This is a genomic window from Franconibacter helveticus LMG 23732 (assembly GCF_000463115.2).
Taxonomy (GTDB): Bacteria; Pseudomonadota; Gammaproteobacteria; order Enterobacterales; family Enterobacteriaceae; genus Franconibacter; species Franconibacter helveticus.
Window position 1 is genome coordinate 233,438 of the sequence record NZ_AWFX01000042.1, and the last position, 26,536, is coordinate 259,973.

18 protein-coding genes and 1 pseudogene are annotated in these 26,536 nt (G+C 54.9%); 4 read left to right on the forward strand and 15 right to left on the reverse strand.

All coding sequences use genetic code 11. The annotated features are described in order from the left end of the window. Positions 1-64: 64 nt before the first annotated feature. Positions 65-2,776, reverse strand: coding sequence for an autotransporter outer membrane beta-barrel domain-containing protein (locus tag DW56_RS11365; RefSeq protein ID WP_161808553.1), 2,712 nt, complete (start codon positions 2,774-2,776; stop codon positions 65-67). Between the two features lie 1,140 nt (positions 2,777-3,916). Between DW56_RS11365 and DW56_RS11375 the strand changes: the two genes are divergently transcribed. Further along, positions 3,917-4,648, forward strand: a complete 732-nt coding sequence (locus DW56_RS11375; protein WP_024554493.1) for an ankyrin repeat domain-containing protein — start codon at positions 3,917-3,919, stop codon at positions 4,646-4,648. A 598-nt stretch (positions 4,649-5,246) separates the two neighbouring features. Here DW56_RS11375 and DW56_RS11380 read toward each other — a convergent pair. Continuing rightward, on the reverse strand, positions 5,247-6,581 hold the full coding sequence (locus DW56_RS11380; protein ID WP_024553023.1) for an aminotransferase-like domain-containing protein: 1,335 nt from the start codon (positions 6,579-6,581) through the stop codon (positions 5,247-5,249). Between the two features lie 84 nt (positions 6,582-6,665). Between DW56_RS11380 and DW56_RS11385 the strand changes: the two are divergent. Continuing rightward, positions 6,666-7,537, forward strand: a pseudogene (locus DW56_RS11385) (DMT family transporter). On the opposite strand, the gene DW56_RS11390 reads toward DW56_RS11385, so the two are convergent. Then, entirely contained in the window at positions 7,538-8,077 is a 540-nt protein-coding gene (locus DW56_RS11390; protein ID WP_024553024.1) for a DUF924 family protein, read from the reverse strand. It lies immediately after the preceding pseudogene. A 184-nt stretch (positions 8,078-8,261) separates the two neighbouring features. Between DW56_RS11390 and DW56_RS11395 the strand changes: the two genes are divergently transcribed. Further along, entirely contained in the window at positions 8,262-9,959 is a 1,698-nt protein-coding gene (locus DW56_RS11395; RefSeq protein WP_024553025.1) for an NAD-dependent malic enzyme, read from the forward strand. Between the two features lie 42 nt (positions 9,960-10,001). Here DW56_RS11395 and DW56_RS11400 read toward each other — a convergent pair whose 3' ends face one another. The 3 genes from DW56_RS11400 to DW56_RS11410 all read right to left on the reverse strand — a co-directional run bounded on the left by DW56_RS11400 (position 10,002) and on the right by DW56_RS11410 (position 12,014). Beyond that, positions 10,002-10,280, reverse strand: a complete 279-nt coding sequence (locus DW56_RS11400; protein ID WP_024553026.1) for a VF530 family protein — start codon at positions 10,278-10,280, stop codon at positions 10,002-10,004. Between the two features lie 149 nt (positions 10,281-10,429). Further along, complete coding sequence (locus tag DW56_RS11405; RefSeq protein WP_024553027.1) at positions 10,430-10,858, reverse strand: OsmC family protein; 429 nt, start codon at positions 10,856-10,858, stop codon at positions 10,430-10,432. 70 nt (positions 10,859-10,928) lie between these two features. Next, positions 10,929-12,014 carry an NADH:flavin oxidoreductase/NADH oxidase gene (locus tag DW56_RS11410; protein WP_024553028.1) on the reverse strand — a complete coding sequence of 362 codons (1,086 nt, stop codon included), beginning with the start codon at positions 12,012-12,014 and terminating at the stop codon, positions 10,929-10,931. 454 nt (positions 12,015-12,468) lie between these two features. Between DW56_RS11410 and treF the strand changes: the two genes are divergently transcribed. Continuing rightward, complete coding sequence (treF, locus tag DW56_RS11415; protein ID WP_024553029.1) at positions 12,469-14,118, forward strand: alpha,alpha-trehalase TreF; 1,650 nt, start codon at positions 12,469-12,471, stop codon at positions 14,116-14,118. Positions 14,119-14,174: 56 nt separating this feature from the next. Here treF and DW56_RS11420 read toward each other — a convergent pair whose 3' ends face one another. The 9 genes from DW56_RS11420 to DW56_RS11460 all read right to left on the reverse strand — a co-directional run bounded on the left by DW56_RS11420 (position 14,175) and on the right by DW56_RS11460 (position 25,649). Beyond that, on the reverse strand, positions 14,175-16,160 hold the full coding sequence (locus tag DW56_RS11420; protein WP_024553030.1) for an autotransporter domain-containing esterase: 1,986 nt from the start codon (positions 16,158-16,160) through the stop codon (positions 14,175-14,177). Positions 16,161-16,694: 534 nt separating this feature from the next. Further along, positions 16,695-18,146, reverse strand: coding sequence for a tagaturonate reductase (locus tag DW56_RS11425; protein ID WP_024553031.1), 1,452 nt, complete (start codon positions 18,144-18,146; stop codon positions 16,695-16,697). Positions 18,147-18,266: 120 nt separating this feature from the next. Next, on the reverse strand, positions 18,267-18,794 hold the full coding sequence (locus DW56_RS11430) for a GNAT family N-acetyltransferase (protein WP_024553032.1): 528 nt from the start codon (positions 18,792-18,794) through the stop codon (positions 18,267-18,269). Positions 18,795-18,908: 114 nt separating this feature from the next. After that, positions 18,909-19,883 (reverse strand): GGDEF domain-containing protein, encoded by a 975-nt coding sequence (locus DW56_RS11435; protein ID WP_024553033.1) that lies wholly within the window; start codon positions 19,881-19,883, stop codon positions 18,909-18,911. Positions 19,884-19,955: 72 nt separating this feature from the next. Then, positions 19,956-20,948, reverse strand: a complete 993-nt coding sequence (locus DW56_RS11440; RefSeq protein WP_024553034.1) for a sensor domain-containing diguanylate cyclase — start codon at positions 20,946-20,948, stop codon at positions 19,956-19,958. A 234-nt stretch (positions 20,949-21,182) separates the two neighbouring features. Next, a complete protein-coding gene (locus tag DW56_RS11445) occupies positions 21,183-22,589 on the reverse strand; it encodes a GGDEF domain-containing protein (protein ID WP_024553035.1) in 1,407 nt (468 codons plus the stop codon). A 105-nt stretch (positions 22,590-22,694) separates the two neighbouring features. Further along, positions 22,695-23,057 carry a DUF4186 domain-containing protein gene (locus DW56_RS11450; RefSeq protein ID WP_024553036.1) on the reverse strand — a complete coding sequence of 121 codons (363 nt, stop codon included), beginning with the start codon at positions 23,055-23,057 and terminating at the stop codon, positions 22,695-22,697. Between the two features lie 29 nt (positions 23,058-23,086). Continuing rightward, complete coding sequence (gene glsB / locus DW56_RS11455) at positions 23,087-24,004, reverse strand: glutaminase B (protein WP_411431230.1); 918 nt, start codon at positions 24,002-24,004, stop codon at positions 23,087-23,089. 55 nt (positions 24,005-24,059) lie between these two features. Further along, positions 24,060-25,649 carry a methyl-accepting chemotaxis protein gene (locus tag DW56_RS11460; RefSeq protein ID WP_024553038.1) on the reverse strand — a complete coding sequence of 530 codons (1,590 nt, stop codon included), beginning with the start codon at positions 25,647-25,649 and terminating at the stop codon, positions 24,060-24,062. Positions 25,650-26,536: the final 887 nt, after the last annotated feature.

The following is a 26,536-nucleotide window of genomic DNA, read 5'->3' on the forward strand; positions in this document are numbered from 1 at the left end:
AGCTAAGCAAAAACCGGCACCTGAGTACATTCAGGTGCCGGTTCAGATGAAAAGGGCGCGACAATCAGAACTGATATTTTATACCCAGCGATCCGCCCGTTTCGCTGTACTTATGCTGCCCGACCTTATGCCCCACATTCGCCCATAACGCCAGTTGCCCGGTAATCTGCCCCTCGGCGCCAACCCGCGCTTCAACACTGTTTTTGCTGCAGATCATGGTGTTGTTTTCACCGTTCATCGTCACGCCAAAGGCGCGGGTGTTGTGCACCCAGTTCGTTTCGATATAGGGGCGGAAAGCGTCAGGCATGCCGTTTGCGGTATTGCCTTTCATCCAGGCGCGAACCCCTAACTGAGACATCACGTTGCCATCGCCGGTACTGCTTACGCGGGTTCCTTGTTCTTCTTTCAGGGAGTCCGCTTTCACATTCATCATCACCACCTGGCCGCGAGGCTCCAGCCAGTAGCTAAATTTTTCCGAAGCGCCGACAGGCAGCGAATAACCTGCCTCCAGCGAGGCGGTGACGCCGCGTGATTTATAGGACTCGGCGCGCATCTGATGCCCGGAGACGTCGTTGTCAAACCAGTTGTATAAAATCCAGCTGTCGACCCAGGCGCCTGTACGCGTCGCGTCGTTGGCGAACCATGTTGCGTAAAGACCGGCGCTGTAACCCTTCACTTCGCCACGGGAGGTATAGTTTGTGATTTCTGAGCGGGTCTTACTCTTGTTATTACCGTAGCCCGCCATGACGCCCAGACGCAGGCTATCGGTATCCGTTGTGCTCCAGCGCGCAACGTCGCCGCCCAGCTGCACCGTGTAGCTGTTGCTGCGGCTGATCAGCTGACCGCCAGCTTCTTCAAAGCGATGATGGGTGCCGGAATGACGCATCCACATCGTTGTGCTGTGGCGTTCGCCGGTTACGGCATCGATATAATCATGCTCTCCCTGGCGATCGTGCAGACGCGTAGAGAAGAGGGTGTTGGCTGCTGCGATGTTGGCGATATAGCTGCCGCTTTCCGGCCGGTAGACCCGGGCGTAATCACTCCTGCCTGTGATCGCATTTCCGCCTGCGCTGCCGTTACCGTTATTCGTTTCGCCGCCACTGACGTTTTCTTGCACGGGTTCGTCAGCCGTATTGCCTGGCGTTGGCGCTTCACTGGCGCTGTTTGATTCATTGCCGCCGTTGACGGCTTGCTCATCTGAACCATTCGCTGAATCGCCTGGCGTATCGCTATTGCCGTTACCGTTCGAATTATCATCGGTTTGCGTTTCGGATGCTGGCGGATCGGTAACGTCGGTTCCCGTTCCCACATCCTCCACGTTGTTGCTCAGGTACCAGTTTTTATCTTTTTGCACCAGCGCATAGTCATACAGCCCTATGCCGATACGTCTGTCCGTCGAGAATTGCCCCTCTGACGAACCGGCCACCGTAATTAATTCGATTCCCCTGTCGGTATGGGCGCCGTGACCATAAATATTATTAAAGTGAATAATTGTGCTGCCGCTGGTGTCGCCTTTCACAATCATCCGATCTGCCGGAGAATCGTTGTCGGCGTTTAAAGTGACATTCATGACCAGCGTGCCGCCATTGCCGCTGTAGTTGCCTTCCACCGTCAGCGTTTTAAAGGCAGTTCCGGAATCATTTAAAAAGTTAATTTTCCCGTTATTCAACTCAAGGTTAGAGAGGGTGGAGTTGCCGGTCATATCCCAGAGCGTGCCCGTACCGTTTAATGAAAGATCGACGGTGCCGTTATTCGCGGTAGAGATGGTGCTGTAGAGATACGAGTTGTCAGACGAGCGTAAGCGGATAGCGCCATTGTCAGAAATAATATTACCCCACGCCGTTACCTTGCGATCTGTCATGGTTATCTGCCCACTTTCCCGCGCAAGGAAAGCCGTCGCGTTGTCGGCGTTACGCAAATCGCCCAACGTCACATCGCCTTCGAAATCAATCGTACTGTTCCCTTCAGCACCAACGTAGATAATCGAGGAGGGCTTTTCAGCGGTACTGTCAACGGCGGCTTTAAACGCGCCGTTAACCACAATGCGTGAAGCGGTGTCGGCGGAATTATTCTGCGCAGTCAGGAAACGATCGGTGTCGTCAACGCGGCTGTCAGCATAAAGCGTTAACCAGCTATCACTCAGGTTAATCCGGGCGCCATCATCAGCAACAATGCCATTCGCGCCGTAGAGGCTATTCTGATAGCGATATAACGTGATGGCGGTTCCGCCCTGTAAATCAATATTTGCCAGGCTGCCGCTTGCCGAAACAGCGTTTAATGCGCCATTACCTGAAACGGTCAGATCCGTGTAATCGCTGGCGCGTATTATGCCATTATTCGCAACCAGGCCACTGATTGACGCATTTACTCCTTCGCTATCCACCACGATTGATGATTCATTCATGGAGATAGTTTGATTATTCGCCTCAATACCTGTCGCGTTATTATTTGAGGAAACATTAAGGCCAAGATCTTCAAGCTGTATATTGCTAGCCTGGCCTGCATGGCATTCCGCGGTTGCGTTGCAGTTTGCCGATATGCCGACGACATCGCCTGTAAAATTGTTAAGCGTAAGCTGGGTTTTCCCGGACAAATCAATAAACTTTCCCCCCGTGTTCTCTGCTGGCGCGATAGTATTGATGCCGAACATTTTAGCCATTACGCCGTCATAGCCGCTATCAAGCCCGATTATCGCCAGATCCTTACCGCTAACCGCGCCACCTCCTTCAGCGTTGATGATGTTCGCGCTGTTGTTGGCAGTTATTATTGAGCCCATCCCAAGATCAATCCCAGGCCCTTGCGTATAGATAATGTATTTTGCGAGTTGAGAGGAAATATCGCTGCTGTCAATATTCAAACCACCCTTAACAATGATATTGCCATCGTTGGTTTTAATGGTGGATGCAGGGGAGTAGGTAGGTGAATTAAAAGACCATATAGCCGATACTTTTTCGCTTTCTGAAATCTCCAGGTCAGCAGCAAACACTGATACCGGCAATAAGGCGCAGGAAATATGTATCGCGAGGCTCTTTCTTCTTAATATGTCTCTGCTCATTAACTTTATCCATATTTATTATAGCGATGCCGCTCCGAGGGTGAGATCCCCCTTTATTAAGCATCAGGTTTGATATTTTTATCCGATTGAAACAGGAGGTGAAACGGTGCCTCAATTTAAACGGCAGGTAGTCTTATTTAATTAATTCATTAATTTGTTTGCTGGTGGTTTTACTCCTCGCTAACGGAAAGTAATTATCTATAACCTTATAGTCAATGTGGATTAGCGCAAGTTTGACCGGCAATAAAGCGTGCTTTTTAAGAATTATCCTGGTTCATTTAAATTCGAAAAATAACAGGTAAACAGATTAAAAATTTGATTATCACTTGAAAGATAGCGAGTGCATCTAACATGTCGCGTTTAAACAGATGCATTACGCTAAAAAGCCATACTTTTTTAGTAGCGAAAAAATAGTTTCTTTTAGCAGGCCGGAAGCGAGGCAAATCGTTCAAATTAAACAGCAGCTTAAGCACTGGCCTCACTGTCAGGCTGCGTTTTTCTGCTCGCCTGGCATCGTCCGCCAGTTGCAACGTATGAGCTAAGCGAGGCGGCTTTCAGAACGAATCGATAAAATTATCTCAGCAGCCAGCGATACCACCAAACAGGGAAGGCGTGTTTGAAGCGAGAATAGGGGGCAGCAAGCGCAGGGATCTTCAATCACATCCCGGAGATTGCCTGTTTTCAGTGATGTGTAATAATGGGGCAGATTACAACGGCTATAAAGGGACGTTATGCTTTCCAGATTGAAACCGCTGTATATCGATGCTGATTTACTCTCACCTGACGAATTTCCCCGGATAGTAAGCCCTTCCAGCGCCTGTCATACGGGAGGGGGGATAGCGTCTTCATCCAGGATGGAATATGAGCAAGCTTATAATGGTGCTGCAATTAGTATTGACTATATTCATGATGCAGGGGTGTAAAAAGAACATGTCATATGAACCGCAGGATTTTTTTGACGGCAAACAGCTGGAAATTGCTCAACTGATTTATGACGGCAATGAAGTGAAGCTCAAAGAGAGACTGTCATCAGTCAACACAGAAGAACTGAATCACCCTGCGAAAGAGGAAATGACGCTACTTTTCTGGTCAGTGCTGAGTTCAGCCTATGATAATGCCACCCCGGAAAGGCTCAAAATAATAACGGACCTGGTTAAAGCAGGTGCAGACCCTTTACAACCAAGAACGGAAGGCGGGAGCAGTCCTGCTGAGTTTGTCCTCCAGGGAGACAAAGGCGTCTGGATAAAAGCGATGCTGGATGGAGGGCTATCTCCAGATGCCAGAGATAGAACCTTTAAGAAGCCCATCGTATTTGAAACGTTAAAAGCAAAAAATACTGACACTTTGAAGGTCATGCTTGAGTACGGAGCAGATATCAACGCAAGGGGGGCAATGGATCGCACTCTGTTAATTAACGCTCTGTATACAAGTAAAATCGACCACATTGAACTGTTATTAGAAAAAGGCGCCGATCCGCAGCTTAGCGATGCATTCAATGAAAACTTTGTCTTTTTGATAAACAAAGAAATATCGCAAAAAGATAGCAATAATGAATATGTAAAAAGGTTGATAAAAATCCGCGACAGCCTGTAACCGGAGGCAGCAAAACGGTGCGCGGGAGTGTAGCGTTTGCCGGCAGGCTAAATCAGTTTGTTGGCAGCCATCATGTCGTATAGCCAGAAGAGGGGTCTGGCTATAACCGTCGAAAGGTTCCTGCAACGCTGATTCAAAGCTAATAAAACCGTTGGATGATTTCAGCGCCCATAAAGCTATAAGCCATTGATATAGAGCAGGTAACGTAGGTGTGTGTTCATGCTTATCCAATTTAACATAATATACATTATGCGTACCAACGGCATTCAGGGCAGAATCCAGCGTTCTGGCCTGAGACAATCTGCGCTTGTGTAAAATGCCAGTTATGTCGATCAGCCTGCTGGCGTCTGGTTTACTGACGCATCCTGCTTGCCCGGTTAGCCAGGCCCCTGAAGCACGGCTTTGGCCATTCCCGGCTTTGGTCATTCCCGGCGCTGACCATTCCGTTCAGTTTGCGGCAAATCGCCTTCGGCTCTTTTGACTGCTCGCTTCTTTCACGCAACTCGCAACTGCCCATCTGTTTCACGCGCATACGTCAAAGCGAGCTGTTCAGGTTGCTCATCATCAACACCCCGGCTCACATTGCCCTAAAGCGACTTTACAGATCGGTGAAATACTCAATCACGTCTCTTACTTTTTTCAGCCCCGTTTCCAGGTTAGCCATACTGACGGAGCCCAGCGCCAGGCGAATGGCGTGCGGAATATAAAGCGATGTGCAAAACGGTTCGGCTGTGGAAACGGAAATGCGCTCTTTCAGCAGCGCGCTCACCACGCTCTCTGCGCGAATGTTTTCATCAAGCGCAATCCAGCCAAAGTAAGCATTCGGGTGCGCCTGCCAGCCTGCGCCATGAAATACTTCACGCGCCAGAGCCTGTCGGTTTTGCGCATCCACCCTTTTTAACGCTTCAAGCGTTAACACCGTACCGTCCTGTAGCCAGCTGCAAACCAGCGATGTCAGGATGGCGGGCGTGTTCCATGTCGTCGCGCGAATAGCGCGTTCTGTCTGCGCTCTTTTTTTGCGCGGCGAGACCACCATGCCAACCCGCAGCCCGGCAGCAATATTTTTCGAGAAGCCCGAGACATAGACCGTATGCTCAGGCGCATAGTGCCTCAGCGGTTTTGGCGCGTGCTCAACAAGCCAGGCATAAGCGGCATCTTCTATGATCAGCAATTCGTACCGCCGGGCTATCTCCGCAAGCCTTCTGCGCCATGCCTCGTTCATCACCCGGCCCATCGGATTATGCAGCGTCGGCATGGTATATACCGCCTTTACCCGGCGTAACCGACAGCGCTTTTCCAGCACGTCCAGGTCCATCGCTGCGGCAGATTCCGGAATAGCCAGTAGTTCAAGGTGCATCTGCTGCGCCAGAACTTTAAAGCCGGGATACGTTAACGCATCCACCGCGATAACATCGCCAGGCTGTAACAAACCCATAAGCGTAACGGCAAGACCATGCTGCGCGCCGTTGACAATCAACACCTCTTCTTCGTCGCACGCCACGCCTTTGCCATTGAGGTAAGCGGCAAAAGCCTGACGATCGGCCGTTCTGCCGGCGTGCGGCTGGTAGCGCAGCAGCGATTCGATATCGCCAGTAGTCGCCAGTTGCTTGAGGCCGTTTCTCAGCAGTTCCGCCTGTTCGGGCAATGCCGGATAGTTAAAATTGAGATCGAGCACATCCGAGGCGACAGCATGTTGATCGACCCCTATACCGGCGGGCAGCGCCCATTCGCGGACAAACGTACCCCGCCCCGTTTCGCCGCTGACCAGCCCCATGGCTTCCAACTCGGCATAAACCCGCGTCGCGGTGGCGAGCGAAATGCCGTGCCGCGCCGCAAGCTCACGGTGCGTTGGCAACCGGCTACCTGGCGCCAGCTCACTGGCGCGGATCGCCCGGGCCAGTTCATCAACCACGGTTTTATAGCGTGCTTTCATCGCTGTATCTATGACAATAATTTGATTGTCCTGAATGTGCGTCTTAAGGTTTGGCTCGTCAATCATTCTGTTAAGGTTCAGTTTATGCAACGTTCTAAAACTGTTGTCAGCGGCTGGGTAAATGGGTTTGCTGGCGTCGTGATTTTTAGCGGTTCGCTTCCGGCAACCCGTATTGCGGTGATGAATTTCGATCCGTTTTTTCTGACCGTAGCCCGGGCTTCGATCGCGGGCATGCTGGCGCTGGCTTTCATTACGCTGCTTAAGAGCACGCGGCCACAGAAGAATCAGTTATTTTCGCTTGGTATTGTCGCCTTCGGCGTGGTGGTGGGCTTTCCGCTGCTGACCGCCCTCGCCCTTCGTCATATAACCTCTGCGCATTCCATTGTTTTTCTGGGCCTTTTGCCCTTATCAACGGCGCTGTTCGGCGTGCTGCGGGCGGGCGAAAAACCGCGGGCGCTGTTCTGGCTTTTTTCTTTTGCCGGTAGCCTGCTGGTTATGGGCTTTGCGCTGGCGAAGGGGTTCTCGCAGCTCAACAGTGGCGACCTTTATATGCTGGCGGCTATTCTCGTTTGCGGCCTGGGTTATGCTGAAGGCGCCCGGCTGACTCGCACCCTTGGCGGCTGGCAAACCATCAGCTGGGCCTTGCTTTTAGCTTTGCCGCTCATGCTCTCGCTTGCGCTGTTTACCCGGCCCGCCAGTTTCGCCGCCGTCAGCCTCTCTGCGTGGCTTGCCCTGGGCTACGTCGCCCTGTTCAGCATGCTGATTGGGTTATCTTCTGGTACAAAGGGCTGGCCCAGGGCGGTATTGCCGCCGTGGGTCAATTACAACTGCTGCAACCCCTTTTCGGCCTGTGGATTTCCGCTGCGTTGCTGGGTGAGCACGTCAGCGCAAACATGGTTGCGGTGACGCTTGGCGTAATGCTTTGCGTGGTTTTTTCACGCCGGTTCGCCCGCTGATTAAAAGCGCCCTTTGCCTTCGCGTAAAAAAGCCTGCTCGTCTTCACTGCTCTGACGCGCCAGATCCTGGTTGCGATGGGGATAACGGCCAAAACGGTCTATCACTGCTTTGTGTCTGTATGCCGAGTCAGTGAAGCCGGGTTCGCCCAGCGCTTCGAAGTGCTTTATCCCCTGGTTGTGAATAACCGGCGATTCAGAGTGCATCCATGGCATCAGGCTGAAGGCTTTCTCTTTGGTGTTAAGTCGCGTCCAGTCTGGTTGTTGCAGGATTTCCTGCGACAAAACCAGCGCCATGCCATCCTGCGCATAAGCCAGCGCGCTTTCGCGGTGCAGATTACGCGAAAACTGGTCGAGCACGATTATCTCAGCCAGCCGCCCTTTGCTGTTTTCGCGCCAGTGAAAAAGCTCGCCGCAACGGGCCGCCTCCCACGTTGTGCTGAAAGTTTGGCGGATCTGCTTATCAAGCGCGTCATCCCTTTTGAACCACTTTGATTCCGGTATTTGTTCAAACCAAAAGTCGAGCACCGCGTCGTAATGCATGGTCAGTCGCACCTGTTTTCAATGAATTAAAGAGAACTCATTACTTATATGTATCGATTTTATGTCGATTGCCATGGCGTTGTGCAATACCATAGGCGGACGTGGTGTAACGAGTGCGATCACAGCCCGGACAGTTACGTGCAGGCGGTGTCAGCGCAGTAAAAAATAAAACTGAGTAAGCCAAATGGATATGAAGCAGAAAAAAAATCGCTCCCTGTATATTCCCTATGCCGGCCCGGTGTTACTGGAGTTCCCCCGTCTGAACAAGGGCAGCGCCTTTAGTATGGAAGAGCGCGCCAACTTTAACCTTATCGGATTGCTGCCAGAAGTTGTGGAAACCATCGATGAGCAAGCGGAACGCGCATGGCGGCAATATCAGGAGTTCAAAACCGATATTGATAAGCACATCTACCTGCGCAACATTCAGGACACCAACGAAACGCTCTTCTATCGCCTGGTAGAAAACCACTTAGACGAAATGATGCCGGTCATCTATACCCCGACGGTAGGTCTGGCCTGTGAGCGCTTCTCGGAAATCTACCGCCGCGCGCGCGGGGTTTTTATCTCCTGGCCGAACCGCCAGTATATGGACGACATTCTGCAAAATGTGCCGAACCACAATATCAAGGTTATCGTGGTGACCGACGGCGAGCGCATTCTGGGTCTGGGCGATCAGGGTATCGGCGGCATGGGCATTCCTATCGGCAAACTCTCGCTCTACACCGCCTGCGGCGGCATCAGCCCGGCCTATACGCTGCCAGTGGTGCTGGATGTTGGCACCAATAACCAGCAACTGCTCAATGACCCGCTCTATATGGGCTGGCGCCACCCGCGTATTACCGATGAAGAGTATTACGCGTTTGTGGATGAGTTTATCCAGGCAGTGAAGCACCGCTGGCCGAACGTGCTGCTGCAATTTGAAGACTTCGCCCAGAAGAACGCCACGCCGCTGCTCCAGCGTTACCGCAATGAAATCTGCTCCTTTAACGACGACATACAGGGCACCGCCGCTGTCACCGTCGGGACGCTGATTGCCGCCAGCCGCGCCGCGGGCAGCCAGCTCAGCGAGCAAAAAATTGTCTTTTTAGGCGCAGGCTCCGCTGGCTGCGGCATTGCCGAACAGATAATCGCGCAGACCCAGCGCGAAGGGCTGACCGAAGCGCAGGCGCGCCAGAAAGTCTTTATGGTCGACCGCTTCGGCCTGCTGACGGATAACATGCCGAACCTGCTGCCGTTCCAGACCAAACTCGTGCAGAAACGTGAAAATCTGCAAGGCTGGCAGACCGAAAGCGACGCGATCTCCCTGCTTGATGTGGTGCGCAACGTTAAGCCCGATATCCTTATCGGCGTTTCAGGGCAAACGGGCCTCTTTACTGAAGAGATTATTCGCGAGATGCATAAACACTGCCCTCGCCCGATCGTGATGCCGCTTTCCAACCCCACTTCCCGTGTGGAAGCTACGCCTCACGACATCATCCACTGGACCGACGGCAATGCGCTGGTGGCGACCGGCAGCCCGTTCGCGCCTGTGGTGTGGAAAGATAAAACCTTCCCCATCGCGCAGTGCAACAACGCCTATATTTTCCCGGGCATTGGTCTTGGGGTGATCGCTTCCGGCGCGTCGCGCATTACGGACGAAATGCTGATGGCGGCGAGCGAAACCCTGGCGCAGCATTCGCCGCTGGTGAATACCGGTTACGGTCTGGTACTGCCGCCCCTGTCGGAGATCCAGAATGTTTCGCGCGCCATCGCGTTTGCCGTAGGCAAAATGGCGCAGGAGCAAGGCGTGGCGGTGGAAGTGTCCGCCGAGGCGCTCGAACAGGCCATTGAAGACAATTTCTGGCTGCCGGAATACCGCAACTACCGCCGCACGTCTATCTGACCACGGCATAAAAAAGCCTCGCGTGTTGGCGAGGCTTTTTCTTTATTCGTCACCCTTCTTGCTTCGCCAGTGGCTCCACGGGCCGTTTTCCGGCGGCGCATCCTCTTTTTCATCCAGCATATCAATATAGAGCGCTTCCACTTCTTTGCGCGCCCAGGGCGTGCGGCGTAAGAATTTGAGGCTTGATTTCACGCTCGGATCGTTTTTAAAACAATTAATGTTGATGCGCCGGGCCAGCTCTTCCCAGCCGTAGCGGTTAACTAACGCCGTGACCAGCGCTTCCAGCGTCACGCCGTGTAAAGGATCTTTTGATGCATGCATGTGAAGGTCATCCCTCAGCCTGAAAATTTTGCCCACACCATAAGAGATCCGTTCGCGAAAGTCGCCTTTTTCTCGCAGACGTACACGGGCATTCGCGGAAAAAAGAAAAGGCCCGCCGTCTGGCGAGCCTTTAATCTTCAGCAACACGATCAGTTAAGCTGATAATCCAGCGTGATTTCCGCATTCAACACCTGGGAAACCGGGCAACCCGCTTTCGCTTTTTGGATAATTTTGTCAAAAGCCGCTTCTTCAACGCCCGACAGTTTTACCGTGCTGTTAAGGGCAATTTTGGTGATGGCGAAACCGCCTTCTGATTTATCCAGCGACACGTCTGCGGTGGTATCGATGCTTTCCGGCGTATAGCCTTCTTCGCCCAGCATTAACGACAGCGCCATAGAGAAGCAGGCAGCGTGCGCCGCGCCGATGAGCTCTTCCGGGTTAGTGCCCGGGGCGCCTTCAAAACGCGTATTAAAGCCGTAAGGCTGCTGATTAAGCGCGCCGCTCTCGGTTGAAACGGTGCCTTTGCCGCGTTTGATGTCGCCTTCCCAGTGTGCCTGGCCTTTCTTATGAATCGTCATCGTTTTCTCCTCTCTGTTAACTGCAAGTTTTCAGTATAGGAAAGAATTCAGCCTCTTAGCGCCAGAAGGCTCAGACTGAGAATAGTCCGCGAAGATGATGCGGCTCGCTGCGCTGGTACTGCGGCGATACAGCAATTTTATCGCCAAGTTTCGCTGCGGCGTGCCATGGCCAGCGCGGATTAAAGAGTATGCCGCGCGCCAGCGCGATAAACTCCGCCTGCCCGGTGGCGATGATCGCTTCCGCCTGCTCCGGCTCGGTGATAAGGCCGACAGCGATGACCGGAATGGCGACCTGATGCTGGATCTGCTGAGCGAAAGGCACCTGATAGTTCGGGCTGACCGGTATTTTCTGCGCAGGCGTCAGACCGCCGCTGGAGACATGAATGTAAACACAACCGCGCGCTTCCAGCGCTTTCGCAAGCTGTATGGAACCTTCGATGTCCCAGCCGCCTTCCGCCCAGTCGGTAGCGGAAATACGCACGCCTACTGGCAGTGAAACAGCGGCTTTCACGTCGTCGAAGATCTCCAGTACCAGACGCATGCGGTTTTCAAGGCTTCCGCCGTACTCGTCGCTACGCTGGTTGGCAAGCGGCGAGAGGAACTGATGCAGCAAATAACCGTGTGCGGCGTGCAGCTCGATAAGATCGAAACCCGCTTTTTGCGACCGGCGCGCGGCATCAACAAAAGCCTGTTTGATACGCGTAATATCTTCAGCGCTCATGGCTTTTGGCGTTTTCTCTTCGCCGAAAGCCAGCGCGGAAGGCGCGAGAGTGTCCCAGCCGCCTTCATCGTTAGCCAGCGACTTACCGCCCTGCCACGGCGCGCTAACGGACGCTTTACGTCCCGCGTGCCCTAACTGAATGCCAAGCTTGATGGGCGACCAGTGGCGAATTTTTTCCACTTCTTTTTGCAGCGCATCGCCCAGTTCGTCGCTCCAGATCCCTAAATCCCCGGGAGAGATGCGCCCTTCCGGCGTAACCGACGTGGCTTCGACAATCAGCAGCCCGGCGCCGGATTGCGCCAGCGTCCCCAGGTGCACGCTATGCCAGTCTGAAGGCGCGCCGTCTGTTGCCGAGTACTGACACATCGGCGCGATAATAATGCGGTTAGTTAATGTCAGCTCACCGAGGCGGCCTTCGGAAAACAGGTGACTCATTTATTACCTCCTGAAAGGGATATTCCCAGTACGGTGAAATCTGTAGCCAAGTATAGAAAGGAACTGCCTGTTTCTGTTGGCGATTTCTGCTGCTAACGCGCAGCAGCGCTTATTTCCGGTAACGTAATGTTTCATGCTAACGAACTAATTTTACGAATTTATAAGTGTTTGTAGAAAAAGTCGCTTGATTTTCCACCAGTCAACGGCGTTACAATTATCCCATTCTTGAAACGCCCGACAGGCCGGGCGAGCCAGGGTCGATTATCAGATTATTTCCCCATGCGGCAGTAAAGTGGCGGAATTCACTGAATTACGGCCCTTTTTTATTGATGACGCACCAGTAAAGCCGGCTTTTGCGCCCTGATTCTTTGCCGCTTCCCGGCCCGACAAATCCATTTTGCTAGACTAAAGAGTAACGCTTAAACCGAAAGCGACTCTGGAGGTTTTTATTAGTATGCTTAATCAGACATCTCGACTCACAGTTCCGGAATCAGAAGCTTACGACGAAGAAGTTCGGTACGAGCTCGATCCTTGTGAGCTCAAGCTGGATGAGATGGTCGAAGCGGAACCGCTGCCCGAAACCATTGAAGGCATGCCTGCTTCCGATGCGCTGACCCCGGCCGATCGCTATCTGGAGCTTTTTGAACATGTCCAGTCGGCGCGCATCTTTCCCGACAGTAAAACGTTTCCCGACTGTGCGCCGAAAATGACGCCGCTTGCGATCCTGCTTAACTATCGTCGGGCGAAACGTTATCCGGGTTTCGATTTGAAAACGTTCGTGCATGACCACTTCTGGCTGCCGAAGGACTACAGCAAAGAGTATGTCGCTGACCCGAACCGCAGCCTGAAGGATCATATCGATAGCCTTTGGCCGGTTCTGACCCGCGAGCCGCAGGAGCACATTGAGTTTTCATCGCTGCTGCCGCTGCCCCAGGCCTATATCGTACCGGGGGGGCGATTTCAGGAGACCTATTACTGGGACTCCTACTACACCATGCTGGGGCTGGCCGAAAGCGGCCGCAATGATTTGCTGCGCTGCATGGCGGATAACTTCGCGTGGATGATTGAAAATTACGGTCATATCCCGAATGGCAACCGCACTTACTACCTCAGCCGCTCCCAGCCGCCGGTGTTTGCGCTGATGGTTGAGCTGTTTGAGGAAGATGGCGTACGCGGCGCGCGTCGCTACCTTGATCATCTGTTAATGGAATATGCGTTCTGGATGGATGGCGCCGATAGCCTGGAACCTAACCAGGCTTACCGCCACGCGGTGCGCATGCCGGATGGCGCGTTGCTGAACCGCTACTGGGACGACCGCGACACGCCGCGTGACGAATCCTGGTATGAAGATGTTGAAACCGCCAAGCTTTCCGGCCGCCCGGCAAGCGAGGTTTACCGTGACTTGCGTGCCGGCGCGGCTTCCGGCTGGGACTACTCTACCCGCTGGTTGCGTGACGCGGACCGTCTGGCAAGCATTCGCACTACTCATTTTATTCCGGTCGATCTCAATGCGTTTCTCTATAAGCTGGAGACGGCGATTTCAAACATTGCCGGGCTGAAGAAAGATGCTGAGATGGCGGCTACGTACCGCGAAAAAGCGTTTGCCCGCCGTGCCGCCATGAACCGCTATTTATGGGATGAGATCACCGGCACGTTCCGCGACTACGACTGGCGTCGGGAATGTCTGGCCTCGTTCTCCGCCGCCTGCGTGGTACCGCTTTATGTGGGTATGGCGACGCATGAACAGGCGCAGAAAATTGCGGTGAACGTTCGCGAACGACTGTTAACGCCAGGGGGTATTCTGGCGACGGACGTTGAAAGCGAGCAGCAGTGGGATAAACCCAACGGCTGGGCGCCTCTCCAGTGGATGGCCATTCAGGGGCTGAAAACCTACGGTGAAGATACGCTGGCTGACATCATCGCCCACAACTGGATGCGCACCGTTAAACGCGTTTACATGGAAGAGAACAAGCTTATCGAGAAATATCACATCGCTGACTATTCACCGAAACCGGGTGGCGGTGGCGAGTATCCGTTGCAGGACGGTTTTGGCTGGACTAACGGCGTAACGCGCCGGTTGATAAGCCTTTACGGCGAGCCGTAAACCGCACTAACAGAAAGCGTTAAGGGCTGGTGGCTGAAGCTGCCAGCCCTTTTTTATTAAAACGACGCGCTAATACCGACGTTATAGCGGGTTTGCTCTCCGCTGCTTAAGCCGCCGGTTTGCGACACCGCAGCAAAGGCGGATAGCTGCTCGTTCAGCGCCAGGCTTGCGCCCAGTGTTGTATCCACCCAGTTAGTATCCTCTTTTGCGCCATCGCGGCTGAAGGTCAGCGAGGTGTTTTTAAGTCCGCCCTGACCTGTCCAGACATCGTCGCCGAACTGATGACGATAATTCACTTCTGCCCAGGGTTTCACCACGCCGAAGCGGCCATCAATACGCCAGCCCGCGCTGCCAACCTGCGAATGATAGTTTTGATCGCGATAGCGCATCGCGGTGCTGTCGTCGCCCTGTTCGCGATAACCGTCAACATGGCTGTAATCCCAGGCGTATTGCAGAGTCGGCCCGGTAGTCACTTCTGTGGTGACGGGAATATCAAAGCCAGCGGTCAGGCGCGCCCCCCAGAGCTTCGCGCTGGTATCGCCCTTTTCAGTGCGCGTTAACGGGCCAAGCTCTACCTGTCGTTGGATGTCGTTGTAATCAGCCGTCAGATAATGGACATCGGCGCTAAGCCAGGCGGGACCGTATTCCAGGGCGCTGAATAATCCAACCTGGAATGCGTCGGCATCGTACTGGAAGCGGTCTGTAGGATAGTGTTTATCGAGCGAGCCGGCAATCAGCCCGCCTACCAGCCAGTTATCGGTAAGTTGATAATCAACGCCGAGCGTCAGATTATTGGTATTCGCACGGCCATCTCCGCCCGCGGCGTTATCAGCGTATTTTCGGTATTGCCCGCTGTAGCCGCCGAACACGCCCAGACTCCCCGCCTCTTTTGCACCATTGCGCAGCTGGTTATAACGGCTGTCGAGCGTTGCCCGGCTATCCTGCACGGCGGCAAGCGTGCCTTTATTCAGCGTGGCGACCTGTGCCGGCGCGTCAACGATCGACTGAATATAATCGGCAATCAGCGCATGGACTTGCGGCGAAGGATGCAGGTGATCGGCAAACAGCCAGGACTGGCTGGCGTTGAAACCCGGACTTTGCGAGGTACAGTCAGCGGAAGAAAGGCCCGGCGGGCACGCCATGCCGGCTGTGTTAGTGATACCGAACTGCGTCGGGTTCGCGAGGATCTCATTGAAAATGCCATTCACGTCCGCCCAGACGATATTTCCTCCCTGTTGCGCCAGTAATTGTTCTTCTGTGCGGTTGTAGAGCGTGGTGAGCTGCGAAACCTGTGCCGCGAGCGTGTCATAAGCGGCAATCAGCTGCGCGGCGATTGCCTGCTGCACAACCGGCAGCGGGCTGGCGGTCGTTGCCGCGGCGGCCAGCGCCTGGCGAATGGCCTGCTGACGAGACGCGAGATCCGGCGTCTGCGCGCTGTTAAGCGAAGCATATGCCGCCTGTAAAGCCGAAGCCGCCACCGGCGCCAGGCCGACGGCGATCACCGCTTCCATCATGGTTGGCGTTGCGCTGACATCGGGAACGGTAGGCACAATGACGGTTCCTGCCCCGGCGTTCAGCAACGTTTGCACTTGTCCTGCCGCCGCCTGAGCGCTGTTCCCTGCTATCGCGGCCGCCTGGAGCGGATCCAGCGCGGCAGCGGCTAAATCATTCCCGCCCACCCAGTGAATATAAAGTCCGTTGCCGTCCGCTGCGCCGTTTACCCGGGCAAGATAGCGTTGTACCTGATCCTGCGTATTGTCCTGCGGGTTGATAGCCGGTACGGCGACGGCGCTGCCCGCCGCATAGTTGTACCCCCCGCTGTCGGATGGCGCGAGTGACAGCCCATAACGCTGGCTGAGTATTTCGTCGTATAGCGGATTTTCGTTGCTGTTCCAGGTGTAGCGCCCGTTATTGCCGGTATCGCTCAGGCTGTCGCCAAAAACATAAAGGTTATTAAATTCAGCCGCCTGCGTACCTGCGGCGCAGGCAACGCCCAGCGCAAAGCCAACATAACGTGAAAGACGTGAAAGCGAGAAAAACATGCGGTTCTCCTGACTGGCGATTTTGGTGTTCGCGCTTTCAGTGTAGAGAGTTTCGGCAAAAGCAGCGGGTTTTCGTTTCGCTTCTGCGAGTTTGACCGTGAGCCGAATCCTCTCTATTATCGGCTCATAATCTGAGCCGAATAAAGACCGCTTTCGGCTCATCGCAACGTAGCGGAGGCACAGGAAGGCCTGAAAGTTCATGCCATGATTCCCTGCTTCGCGCGGCTATTTTTCACCTCGGGTTTGTTACGCGCCATCCCCTGAAAACGGTAATGACCGCCTCATCCGCGCTGACCGAGTCGGCTGCAAGCAAATAACCAAAGTATTAGCCCTGTTCTTAAATTTATGACCGCCCACCTGTTTCAGTGCGGTAAGCCTGAAAGACAGGAAGCGCCATTTTTATACTACCAGGCGATGATGAAGCTGAGGTTCATGTTCTCTATTTTAAAACCACATATTGTATGTTGTAACTAATGAGGCAAGGACAATAAAAACCCGGCGCATGGCCGGGCTTGTTGTTGAACGACGGAGAAATTAGCAGAGCGGTTTAACGGCTTCACGCATCCCTTTATCGAGGATGGCTTGCAGGTCATGGGTGACTTGCTCAACCAGGCCGTTAACCTGAGTGAGGTCCTGCTCCCAGTGGTCTGCGTCGCCAAGCACGATTTCAACCAGTTCACGCACAGAGAGTTGCTTATCGCGCTGCTTCGCCCACAGCTGCTGATAGCGCTCCAGCCAGTGCGCGTCGTCCTGTAACGGGTAGCTTTCACCGTTACGTTCGCCACGATAAAACGCGATGAGCGCCGCCAGCGCAAAGGTTAAACGCGCCGGAAGCTTACCGTTCGCCTCCTGCCCCGCCAGCAACTGCGGCAAAATGCGGGTGCGGAATTTGGTCATGCCGTTGAGCGCAATAGAAAGTAACTGATGTTTGATGTATGGGTTACGAAAACGGCTCACCACGGCGTTGGCAAAAGATTCCAGCTCCTCGCGCGGCAGATCCAGCACCGGGATAATCTCTTCATGAATCGCCTTTTCCACGAAAGCGCATACCTGCGCGTCGTCCATCGCCTCGCCTACCGTGTTCAGGCCCGCCTGAAAAGCGACCGGCACCAGCGCGGTATGGGCGCCGTTAAGGATAGCGACCTTACGCGCTTTATAGGGCTTGATATCGTCAACGATCAACACATTCAGCGGCAGTTTATCCAGGCGCAACGCCTGCGCCAGCCACTGCGGCCCCTGGATGACGAACAGATAAAAATGTTCAGCCGTATCAAGGAAGGCGTCGTGATAGCCCAGTTTCGCCTCAAGCTCCGCCACTTCATCACGCGGATATCCGGTAACGATGCGGTCGACCAGCGTAGAGCAGAAGGTATTGGCGCTGTCCAGCCAGGTAATGAAGGCTTGCGGTAACGCCCACTCCTGCGCGTAACGCAGAACCAACTCGCGCAGCGCGTCGCCATTGTAATCAATCAGCTCGCAGGGGATCAGCACCCAGCCCTTATCCTGCGCGCCGCTGAAATGCGTGTAGCGTTCAAACAGCAGGCGCGTCAGCTTAGCCGGATAACTTACTGCCGGCGCGTCTTCGAATTTATCGCCCGCATGGAAGCTAATGCCCGCTTCGGTGGTATTGGAAAAAACAAAGCGGATATCGGGATTATGCGCCAGTTTCAGAAACTCATCGTATTGGCTATAAACGCTGATTTCACGGTTAACTGAACGAATCAACCGTGCGTCGCTTACTGCTTCCCCTTTCTCATTCAGGCCCCGAATGATAGTGGTGTAGAGCCCATCCTGGGTGCTCAGTGACGGCGGGAACGTGCTGTCAATAGGACGCACCACAACCACACCGGCATCCAGGTCCGTGTGCTCATTGAGGAGATCGATTTGCCAGTCGACAAAAGCGCGCAGGAAATTCCCTTCACCAAACTGAATGATGCGGTCCGGATAGTGAGCACCGGGAAAATCACGACGATTCAATGTTTTCACAATAAGTTCCTTGGTGGATTATTATCAGACAACCTGTTTTCGCACTGCCTGCTCACCGTAGCAGAAACTTTTTTTATGAAACCCCGTTTTGATCAAGTTGGGCCGACATATTAAAATTTTTTATAGTTGCTTAAAAAAATAGGTGGTTGCGCAATAACTTCCATCGGGATTAAGGGCGTATCGCGGAATTTCGCCAGCGCGCTGCCATTCATTTCGTTGATAAAAGCGCTCTGCATCGCTGCCGGTAGCGGTATCCAGAACCAACACGTTTTTGCCGCGTTTCAGCGCTTCTGTTTCCAGTAAAGACATCAATTCACGCGCCACGCCGCCGCGACGCGCCGACCGATGCACCAGAAGCTTCGAGACATCTGCCCGGTGCGGCTGGTTATCCGGTTGCGCGGTAATAAGTTGAACGGTGCCGACAATGCGCCCCGCTTCGTCCTGCGCGACAATCACAACGCGTTCTTCATGCGCCGCGCTTTGCGCCACGCCGTGCCAGAAATCCCGCGCCTGGCTATGCGCGAACGGCAGCATAAAGCTGACCGATGCGCCGCCCTGCACACAGTCCACCAGCACATCCGCAAGTTCATCGATATGATTTGCAAGCGACGCAGCGCTCATAACAGAAACGTGAAATGGCAACGCCATGAAGTTCTCCTTAAGTCGATGTCTCAACAAAGGAAATATCATGACGTTAACAATGCGATAACACAACGTGGCGGGTCAGAGGAAAAAGTGATGACCCGCCGAAGCGGCATAAATTTAACGGTCTGCCCGTTTACCCAACGGCTTTGCGCTGTAGGCGCGCTTATCCGCCGTCTTTATCAGTTGTTCAAGCGAGCCATTCGCCTCGTCATGCTGGGCGACGCCCCAGGAAACGGCCAGTGAGCCATCGCGCCGGGCGCGGCTGTTGAATTCCTCCACCCGCTCCGCCAGATACTGCATCGCTATCCACGCGCCTTTTTCATCGGTATCCGCAAACAGGATAACAAACTGATTGTGATCGAGACGCGCAAGCAGGTCGCTGTCGCGAAAAGCGCCTTTCAGCACGCGGGTAAGATCGCGCAGCGCGTTGTCGCCTGCCTCCTGACCCGCGCCTGCGACAATATCCTGATAATTGTCGAGCGTGATGAAGCCAAGCGTCATAAATTCGCCACGACGACGGTGAGCCGAAAGCGCATAGGCCGCCAGCGAGTGAAAGCCGCGCGGGTTAAGCTGGCCGGTCAGCTCATCATGCGTGGCGGCATTGAGCAACGCGAATTCATCCTCGACGATAGCGGCGAAGTCGCCCAGCAGTGAAATCTGCTGCGGGGTGAGTTCACGCGGCTCGGTGTCCATCAGACAAAACGCCCCCGCCTGCCCGCCATCCGGCAGCCTGACCGGGTAGCCGATATAAAAACGGATATGCGGCGCGTTCGCCACCAGCGGGATCGTCTGAAAACGCGTATCGTCATGCGTATCGGGAACGATAAGCGGCGAGTCCTGCAACAGCGTATGGGTGCAGAATGAGGTATCGCGAGGCATCTCCCTGTGCGCGGCGTCGAGACCATCGCAGGCTTTAAGCCACAGGCGGTTTTCATCCACCAGGCTTAATAGCGCGACAGGCACATCAAAAAGATGTTTAGCCAGGCGCGTCAGACGATCAAACCGTTCGGCGGGGCCGGTATCCAGCAGGCCGGACGCTTTCAGCGAAGCCAGGCGCTCGGTTTCATTAGGCGGGGTTTTGACTGTTTTCATTACATTACCTGTATGGCAAGTCAGAATTAGAGCATAGCGTAACGGAGACTGGTTGGTAGCCCCGCTGCGCCGTCAATACGCAAATATCCGGTTTTTCCCGTCTCGCTTGGCATTATAAAGCGCGTCATCGGCGGCCTTAAGCCAGTCGTTTACGGATGCCATTTGCGCGGTGGCGCAGGCAATACCGATGCTGAGCGTACAGTTGAGGGCGTTATCGGGAAACACGCGCACCTGCGCCGCCTCGTCCATAATCTGGCGCGCAACCGCGCTGGCCTCTTCTACCGAGGTATTGGGCAGCAAAACCACAAACTCGTCGCCGCCAAGCCGCGCGGGGGTGCCGTTATGCCGGGTAACCTGGCGCAAAATAGCGGAAACCGCCACCAGCAGCGTATCGCCTGCCTTATGGCCGTACCGATCGTTCGCCTCTTTAAAATTGTCGATATCGATAAACATCAGCGCCGAACTATGGCAACTGGCGGTCAGCTTATCCAGCTCTGTATGAATACGCAGCTCCAGTAGCCTGCGGTTGGCGATATCGAGAAAAGGATCGGTCATGGCGATGCGCTCAAGCTCGCGTGTCTTGCGGCTGAGCTGACGGGAAATGGAATGAGACAACAAGCTTAAGGCCAGAATATAAATCGCGATAAGCGGCAGCGTGGCGTAAAGGGTGGTCTCGCTTACCTGCGGATGGAACGGCATGCCCTGCGCAAGCCAGGTCACCAGAAAGCCGGCGATAAGCGCCAGCAAAGCTTTTCGCATCAGTTTCAGACCGCCCGCAGAAAGCCTGTCGCACACAAGGATGGTCGCTATCACCACGCTCGGCAACGCGCAAAGCCCTGTTACCGCGATCCAGAACCCGCCAGCGGCAGCGTCCAGCACCAGATGCTGATGCTCTCGCTTCTTCGGGGTAACAGAGCGCGCGGCGCGCAGATAAGCGGCGGTCGGCCAGATAAACGCGTTAATGCCGAGTAGCGCCAGCCAGTATGTCGCACGCTGTTGCTCAAGCAGCACGGAAAGAATAGGCAGAAAGCAGAGAAAGGTGCCCAGCATGCGCATAAAATACATACGCCTGGCAAACCTGAGGCCAGTAAGAGGTTGGCTGCTTTTCGATGGCTCAGGGAAGCGTAACATGCAGGGGTTCCGGTGAAAAATCCCCGCCATCTTATAAACCGTCAAAATGAGTAGCAAGGGATTTAATCAACCAGCTTAATGATTTACGCGCCTTTTAAACGTGCAGCGCAAAAACCTCCTAATATTGGTAGTGCGAAATCACGTGACGTTGTCACAAGCTGGCGCCTGCTAACCCGCTTCGCCATGCAGACGATACGAGGTCCGGTTGCGGCCTTCGCGTTTTGAGGCATAAAGAAAGCGGTCGGCCTCACGCATAAGCATGTCAAACGTTTCCCGCATGGTCTCTTTGGGCGCGGCGTCAAACCCCATACCGATGCTCACCGTCAGATGTAGCGCGTGCTCCTGCCAACAAAAGGGCTGAGCGGCAAGCGTTGTGCGCAGCGTTTCGGCAAAGCGCAGCCCTTCATTGAAGGTTATGCCCGGCCTTATCACCACAAACTCCTCGCCGCCCATACGCGCAACCAGGCCATTAATGCCGACAAGCCCCTGTAAACGCTCGCCGAAAGCAGCCAGCGCCGCATCGCCGCACTCATGGCCGTAGCTGTCATTGATGCTTTTGAAGTAATCAATATCGATAAGTAAAACGCACAGCGAGGACGGCGGGCTGGTGTGGCGGTTCAGCGCTTCGTACAGCCCGGAGCGGGAATGCACGCCGGTGAGGTGATCGTAATCCGCCCTTCTGGAAACCTGCTGCATAATGGCGTTAAACGCCGTCACGCTCGCCCCGACAATCAGCGGGCAAATCGCAAGCGTTGCAATACCGAGTCGGGTGGAGAACATCTGGTTGGTGCCAAGCGGCGAAGCGGCGTTCATATCGATGATGCCATAGGCCACCAGCACAATTTCCGCGACCCCGGTGCAAAAGGTAATAAAGGCGCTGGTGGCGAACGAGTAACGTAACGCGCACCAGATAAGCCCGGTAAGCGGAAACGTAAGACTCCCCGCCCCGCCCACCAGCACAGAAGCGCCAAGCGAAACCACGACCGCCAGCAGCGGCCAGAGATCTTCTTTAGTAAGACGACGCTGAATGCGCGGCCATCCCATCGTCAGGATCCAGGGCACCAGCAGCACGCCGGTGGAAAACTGCTCGCTAAACCAGTCGGCGAACAGCGGCATCAGCGCTCTTCTGTCAATCCCTACCGACCCTACGGCGCCGCAAAGCGCGCAAAGCAGCGCAGCTATCAGGCAATAGCCAAAGAGCCTGAGGGCGAACAGCGCCTGCGGAAACTGCGGTCTGCCCACATCATTGCGCAGCACCAGCATGGCCACCGTAACGATAAACACCATGTTTGAAAAATTAATGGCAAGCGACGCCAGGCCCCAGCTTGTGGTTAGCGCATCATAGGCCAGCATCGCCACATAGCAGATGGCGTAATAAAGCGGTTTATTGAGAAACGCATGGCGGGCGAAAATGCCAGCCATAATGCCGTTCAGCGGCCAGAACAGCGACAACTCATCCACCAGGCGCAAGGAGGCGCCGAAGGTGTAAAAAAGCGTGGTAAGGATAAAGATGCCCAGCGCATTGGAGAGCGTCTTATCTTCGCGGAAACAGAACAGCGCAGCCGGGTTAGCCATAACGATTCGCTTAAAACAGACATTACCCGCGGCAATGTCCGGCGTGACAAAAAGTATTGCCAGCTTAACACGAATCTACATCATGTTCATAAATGGACATTTCGCTTAACGCGGCTTATTCATCTCTTCCACCAGCCAACGGTGGATTACCGCCACGATGTAACGTTGCTGCTGCTCACTCAGCGTAACGCCCGCAGGAATGGCATGCCATTTCGCGAGGCAGCCGCGACAGCACGTGGCGGTGGCATGCTGGGCGATAAACACCGGATGGCCGCGCATCGGCGTCTGCTTACCGTCATTAGGGGGTTGTGCGGGCGCGAGGCGCTTGGCGATAAAGTCCGCCGCGTGGCTGTCTATGGTTTCCGGCCCTTTATCCCAACAGTACTGACGCTCTTTCGCGCCGAGATGAAAGCGGCTGCGAAAAGAAGAGCGTTTCAGGCGGGCGAAAAGGTCATCGCCAGGTTGCATAACGTCTTACCTGTTTTTCATCAAAACGATTAATAAACCGAGCGGCCGATTTTCTGCGCCAGGATCTCCAGCGCCGCCACCCCCGCAAGGGAATTTCCGGCGTTATCCAGCGCCGGGCTCCAGACGGCAATCGACATCTCATGCGGCACTACCGCCACAATACCGCCGCCGACGCCTGATTTGCCCGGCATCCCTACCCGCCAGGCAAACTCGCCGGAATTTTCATACATGCCGCTGGTGGCCATCAGCGCATTGACCTGACGCGTCTGCAACGGCGAGATAACCGGCTCCGCCAGATGCGGCGCCCTTCCTTGTCTCGCCAGAAACAAAAAGGTTTTCGCCAGCTCCGCGCAGCTCATTTTCAGCGCACAGTAGTGAAAGTAGTTCTGTAAAACGGTTATCACATCATTATGGAAGTTGCCGAAAGACTTCATAAGCCAGGCAATGGCGGCGTTACGGGCGGAGTGTTCGAACTCCGAGCGCGCCACGCGAGCGTCATAGCTGATATCTTCCACCCCGGAAAGCTGACGCACCCACTCCAGCATACGTTGTCTGGGGGCGCTAAGGCGCGTTTGCAGCATATCGCAAATCACCAGCGCGCCGGCGTTAATAAAGGGGTTGCGCGGCTTACCCTGCTCAAGCTCCAGCTGCACCAGCGAATTGAACGGTTGTCCGGAAGGATCTTTACCCACGCGCTGCCACAGCTCCGCTTCTTCATAGCGGCCCATCGCCAGCACCAGGCTTAAGACTTTAGAGACAGACTGAATGGAAAAGCGCTCATGCGCGTCGCCTGCGGCGTAACACTCGCCGTTTACGGTACAGACCACAATGCCGAGCTTGTCGCCTGGTACTTCCGCAAGCGCGGGAATATAGTCCGCCACCTTTCCCTGGCGGGCCAGCGGCCGCACCTGGTCGAGAATGGACCCCAGTAAAGCATCATCAAGCATTAACGCCACAGCACACTCCCGGAGGATGAAGAAAACCGGCCGGGAGTATACGCCGTCAGGCTGGCAGGCGAAAGCGCGCCACCGCATCGGTAAGCCGCTGCGACTCATTGCTGAGCCGCTGTGAAGCGCGGGTGGTCTGTTGCACCAGCGCCCCGGTCTTTTCCGCTACCTGGTTAAGCGCGCCAATGCGGTGCGTCACCAGATGAATACTCTCTCCCTGGTGTACCGTCGCATGGGAGATTTCGCTAAGCAGGCCGGTAAGATGGCTGACCAGCGACATCACCTGACGCAGGTTCTCCTCAAGCCGCGCCACCGCCTGCGAGCCTTCTTCGATGCCGGAAAGCGAATGGTGAATGAGCTGCTGGATGGTGTGCGTAGACTGGCTGCTCTTACGGGCCAGCAAACCCACCTCTTTCGCCACTACCGCGAAACCGCGTCCATGATTCCCGGCGTGAGCCGCTTCAATGGCGGCGTTAAGCGCCAGGATATTGGTCTGAAAGGCGACGTTGTCGATAAGCGCCACAATGCCGCGCATTTCCGCTGAACGGGAGACAATATCCTGCATAGAGTGGTTTACCGTCTGCATCATCTGGTCGCCGCCAGCGGCAATCTTCCGCGCCTCGTCGGCACGCTGATTAGCCGCTTTTGCATACTCGCTGTTTTCCCCGACGTGCGCTTCGAGCGTTTCAATATGCGAGGTCACTTTACGCAACTCATCCGCCTGCAAATCGGACTGGCTGGAAAGCTGCTCATTGCCCTGCGCCAGGCGGTTAATATTGGTCACCATGGCGCCGGTGGCGTCGCGGACTTCGTTCACCAGCTGCTGCAAGCCCTGCTGCATGGCGCTGATACTGCGGGTGAGCTCATTCACTTCACGGTTTAGCTGTCTGCGCTGCGGCGGCGCCTGGGAAAGATCGCCTGCCGCCAGCACATTAATGTGATTGATAAGCTGGCGCAGCGGCGCAATCACCCAGCGCGCAACGCTGCGCCAGACCGCAACCGCGATAACCAGCAAGACAATCAGTACGCCGATAAACAACGTCTGCGCGCGGGACAGGCCTGCCATTAACGCCCGGCTGTCGGCATCGGCGCGCTGCTGGTTGCCCTTCTGCCAGGTCGCGAAGTTATCATTAAAGTCTGCCTGGAAGGCCTGCACAGGCACGGCGAAAAAAGCATCGATGCTGTTAGTCTGCACCAGCCCGTCCGCCTGCTCTTTAAGCGCGCTGTAAAAGTTCTGGTAGCTGCCTTTCAGCGGGTCATCTTTTTCAGGGGCAAGCGCGCTGTAGCGCTCGAAGGCCTGGTGCGAGCGTTTGAGCGCCGCCTGCGCTTCATCCATCAGGCTGTTCCAGCTGCCTACCGAGCCGGTTTCTTTATCCTGCATGAAATAGATACCGGCGCGATTTAGCAGATCGCTTGCCATCAGCAGCGTGACGCGGGCGTCATCCATATTGAGCTGCCGCTGTTGCTGCTGCTCACGGCTCTGAACGCTGTGCTGCGTATCACGCAGTAAAGAGGAAAGCATAATGGTGGAGAGAATTTGCAGTGCGGAGAAAAGCGCGATAACGCAAAGGATCCCTGCCAGCAGGCCAAATTGCTTTTGCGGCAGACGCCGGCGCGCGGCGTTGAAAATTTCACTTAGGTTCATGTTTTTCTTCGGTAAACAGCCTCAACAGCGGCGAGTCTACAAAGCATGAATGACAGAAATATGGCGGAAATGTGACAAGGGGGGCAGCGTCACCTGCTCTGGTGGCGTTGAAGGGTGAGCGGTGAATGGCTCCGTGAGCCGGAGCGGCGGCTGTTTAGGTTTATGTTTGGGTTTATGTGAGGGTTGTGAAAGGTTCCGTTCGCCGGGGCGGCGTTTTTATATGTCAGCTTTTCTCACGCGAATGTGACAAGGGGGGCAGCGCCACCTGCTCTGGTGGCTTTGTAGGGTGAGCGGTGAATTGCTCCGTTCGCCAAGGAGGCTGCTGTTTAGGTGGTGGAGGGTTACGTGAGCCGGAGCTGTTGTTGGCTGGGTCTATGTAAGGCAGGTGAAAGGTTCCGTTCGCCGGGGCGGCGTTTTCATATGTACCCTTCTTTCACGCGAACGTGTTAAGGGGGCTCGCCGCCGCCCCCTTAACAATCCCGGCTCCCGGCTCGCAAAATCGCCCGCTGAAGCGGGAAACCTCATCTTTTCCCCGCTGGCTTCGGGTCGGGCATGACGGCACATCCCTGTGCCGACATGCCCTCGCACCGGGTCCAGCCGGTGCGCCCCGGCCACCGTGTAAAAGCTGAGGCGATTTTGAGGCCGGACCCAAATTTCGCTGGAATGTTCGTGTCTTAATGGGCCTGAAAGTGGCTTTTGCTCAGGGAGAAGTGTTCTTTGCAGAGGGAACTGTAAAACAGGCTAGACACAAACCCTTTTACAGCGACATATGCATTCCTGTTGTCATCGACCTGTCAGCGGTGACGTTTATCTGGCCTCAAAATCGCCTTCCGGGCTGGCAGATGGCCGGGGCACGCCGGAGGGAACCGGCGTGAGGTCATGTCGGT

Excerpts from the sequence above, each read along its gene's own strand:
- DW56_RS11450 (WP_024553036.1), bottom strand. The coding sequence starts at position 23,057 with ATGCAACCTGGCGATGACCTTTTCGCCCGCCTGAAACGCTCTTCTTTT.
- glsB (WP_411431230.1), bottom strand. The coding sequence starts at position 24,004 with ATGCTTGATGATGCTTTACTGGGGTCCATTCTCGACCAGGTGCGGCCG.
- DW56_RS11460 (WP_024553038.1), bottom strand. The coding sequence starts at position 25,649 with ATGAACCTAAGTGAAATTTTCAACGCCGCGCGCCGGCGTCTGCCGCAA.
- DW56_RS11390 (WP_024553024.1), bottom strand. The coding sequence starts at position 8,077 with ATGCATTACGACGCGGTGCTCGACTTTTGGTTTGAACAAATACCGGAA.
- DW56_RS11375 (WP_024554493.1), top strand. The coding sequence starts at position 3,917 with ATGAGCAAGCTTATAATGGTGCTGCAATTAGTATTGACTATATTCATG.
- DW56_RS11440 (WP_024553034.1), bottom strand. The coding sequence starts at position 20,948 with ATGTATTTTATGCGCATGCTGGGCACCTTTCTCTGCTTTCTGCCTATT.
- DW56_RS11420 (WP_024553030.1), bottom strand. The coding sequence starts at position 16,160 with ATGTTTTTCTCGCTTTCACGTCTTTCACGTTATGTTGGCTTTGCGCTG.
- DW56_RS11380 (WP_024553023.1), bottom strand. The coding sequence starts at position 6,581 with ATGAAAGCACGCTATAAAACCGTGGTTGATGAACTGGCCCGGGCGATC.
- DW56_RS11435 (WP_024553033.1), bottom strand. The coding sequence starts at position 19,883 with ATGAAAACAGTCAAAACCCCGCCTAATGAAACCGAGCGCCTGGCTTCG.
- DW56_RS11395 (WP_024553025.1), top strand. The coding sequence starts at position 8,262 with ATGGATATGAAGCAGAAAAAAAATCGCTCCCTGTATATTCCCTATGCC.
- DW56_RS11400 (WP_024553026.1), bottom strand. The coding sequence starts at position 10,280 with ATGCATGCATCAAAAGATCCTTTACACGGCGTGACGCTGGAAGCGCTG.
- DW56_RS11445 (WP_024553035.1), bottom strand. The coding sequence starts at position 22,589 with ATGGCTAACCCGGCTGCGCTGTTCTGTTTCCGCGAAGATAAGACGCTC.
- DW56_RS11405 (WP_024553027.1), bottom strand. The coding sequence starts at position 10,858 with ATGACGATTCATAAGAAAGGCCAGGCACACTGGGAAGGCGACATCAAA.
- treF (WP_024553029.1), top strand. The coding sequence starts at position 12,469 with ATGCTTAATCAGACATCTCGACTCACAGTTCCGGAATCAGAAGCTTAC.
- DW56_RS11365 (WP_161808553.1), bottom strand. The coding sequence starts at position 2,776 with ATGGGCTCAATAATAACTGCCAACAACAGCGCGAACATCATCAACGCT.
- DW56_RS11410 (WP_024553028.1), bottom strand. The coding sequence starts at position 12,014 with ATGAGTCACCTGTTTTCCGAAGGCCGCCTCGGTGAGCTGACATTAACT.
- DW56_RS11430 (WP_024553032.1), bottom strand. The coding sequence starts at position 18,794 with ATGGCGTTGCCATTTCACGTTTCTGTTATGAGCGCTGCGTCGCTTGCA.